This window comes from Roseibium sp. RKSG952 (genome assembly GCF_009711355.1).
In genome coordinates, this window is record NZ_SMMF01000522.1 from 1 (window position 1) to 1,554 (window position 1,554).

Sequence of the window (1,554 nt, forward strand, 5' to 3'; positions counted from 1 at the left end):
CCGGAGTGGATGCCAGAAGCCAACTCGAAAGACACCTTAAAGACACCAAGACGATCATCGCCCGTGGCAATAAGGCGAGAGCCATCTCGGAGGTCCTTTCGAAGCTTCCAGAACAAGTTCCGGAGATCATCGACAACAACGACAAGATCACAGTCGGTCGAGCCGTGAGGTCAGCGAAGACGCGATTAGCGACGATGACGAAAGCTCAGGAAATCCTGAAGCGCCTGCCGGTCGAGCCGCCGACGGTAATCGATCACCAAGAGTCCGAGACCGCTGGCAGAAATATTGTCGAAGCGAAGAAACGCCTCCAAATCGCGGAGACGGCCGTCAAGAAAACCGACGAGGAACTTGAAACGGTGCGTTCACAGATGAAAACGCTCGTCGCTGAGATGGATAACTCGTGCCCGGTCTGCGGACATCACATCTCAGACGCGAACGAATTGCTCTACCATCAGGCTCACGAAGGAGACCGCGGCCATGCGTAAGGCAAATGGACTTCTTTTTATCGGCGATCCGCACGTCAGCTCCCGGAAACCCGGCCGACGTCGGGACGAGAAATACGCCTCCACAATTTTAAGCAAGGTCGAATACGCAATCTCGGTCGCGAATGAACGGAAACTAATTCCAATCTTCCTGGGAGACATGCACGACAGCGCCGTCGAAACCGATGAGGGTGTGAAGACGAGGTTGATCCGGATTCTATGTGATGCATGGACGAAGCCGATTTCGAACGTCGGTAATCACGACATTCGAAACACAACGCTAACAACAGGGGACACCCTGAAAATGTACGCTGAGGCAGGCGTATTGGTCGTCGCCGACAAATCCGGCCCGGTTGAAACGGTGATGATCGGCGACAAAGTCGTTGGTATCGGCGCGACACCTTACGGCCAGTCGTGGCCAACAGACGCGCGACCTCTTTTCGGGGAGGTCGACACGATCATCTGGCTGACGCACCACGACATCGCTTTCGAAAATCCTTATCCGGGATCGATAGCGCCGACATCCATCGCGGGGTGCCGCCTCGTCGTCAACGGACACATCCACCTTCACAAGAACCCCGTCCGGGTCCTGAAGACGCTATGGATGAACCCAGGGAACATCACGCGGCAGACGGTCGACACCATGGATCACGATCCAGCAGTCTGGGAACTCACGGCCGACAGCAAGTTCAACAAAATACGGATTCCGCACGAAAAAGGTGTTTTCGATCTGACAGGAAAGCTTGTCGATCCGATTGCACAGGAACAGGTGAGCGAACAGGCAACCGAGACGCTCGCCGAGAGCGAGTTTGTTAACCTGCTCTCCGCAGATAGCCCGATGGAGATGAACAAAAGCGATGACGGCTCGATCTTAAAAGAAGAGATCGAAGAAAAATTCGAACGCGAGAACACCCCCCATGACGTTAGAACCCTAATTCTTCATTTGCACGCAGAAGCAACATCACTAAACGACTGAAAATTCAGGGTCGAAACACACGGAGACAACCATGACAACATTCGCCTTTGAAAATATTGAAAAAATGAAGTGCTCGTAGCTCTCCTGGGCCCGCTC

2 protein-coding genes are annotated in these 1,554 nt (G+C 53.7%); both read left to right on the forward strand.

Translation table 11 applies throughout. The features are described from left to right. The coding region (locus tag E1297_RS48980) for a hypothetical protein (RefSeq protein WP_196223129.1) at positions 1 to 485 on the forward strand (485 nt) is incomplete at its 5' end. Beyond that, a complete protein-coding gene (locus E1297_RS01960) occupies positions 478 to 1,458 on the forward strand; it encodes a hypothetical protein (RefSeq protein ID WP_155133224.1) in 981 nt (326 codons plus the stop codon). The genes E1297_RS48980 and E1297_RS01960, both read left to right, overlap by 8 nt. Positions 1,459 to 1,554: the final 96 nt, after the last annotated feature.